Below are 594 nucleotides of genomic sequence, written 5' to 3' on the forward strand. Positions count from 1 at the left end.
CCGGGCCGAAGAACAGACGATTCAAGAATCGACACTTCATGCGTTTCTCGACGAGACCACAACCGGACTCGCGTGATGCCATCCGCGACCAGCTGAATCGCAACGCGGTTCGTGAAGTCCAACTTCCGCGGCACCTTCGTCCAGCCGGCGTCTGGAGAATAGACATCCGTCATCGTCAATCGACGGGATGATTTGCTGAATCGGCGCCGAGCAAAAATTGGTATATCGCTCATCTCGATCACTGCCTCCATGTGCATCGCTGAAGGACACTGAACTGCCCCCACCCTCTACGGTATGTCGCCAGTTGCGACCCGGGCGACTATTCCCCACCCCTGAAACAGGGGGGAATCTCGCGTAACTCAGGAGGGTGATTGTCGTCTGTGAAGTGGCTAGCGAGTAGGTGAGGCCTGAGGACGCCACTGCCAAGCAGCCATCTCAGCTCGACATCAACAGGAGCACAAAAGCCCGCTCAGCACCCCACCGTCAACACGGTCGTCTCCGGCAAACTAATCAACGGCGTGCTCTGCACGAACAGCTCCCCATCAAACGGCTCCGCCCCCAGCCACTTGAAGTGCAACACCGTACTCTCACCCG

1 protein-coding gene is annotated in these 594 nt (G+C 58.1%); it reads right to left on the minus strand.

From position 1 onward, the window contains the following. Positions 1-257 (minus strand): hypothetical protein (locus JF66_RS24875; RefSeq protein WP_231556554.1); only part of this gene is annotated, 257 nt, incomplete at its 3' end. Positions 258-594: the final 337 nt, after the last annotated feature.

Origin of the sequence: Cryobacterium sp. MLB-32, from assembly GCF_000738085.1 — a bacterium.
GTDB lineage: Bacteria > Actinomycetota > Actinomycetes > Actinomycetales > Microbacteriaceae > Cryobacterium.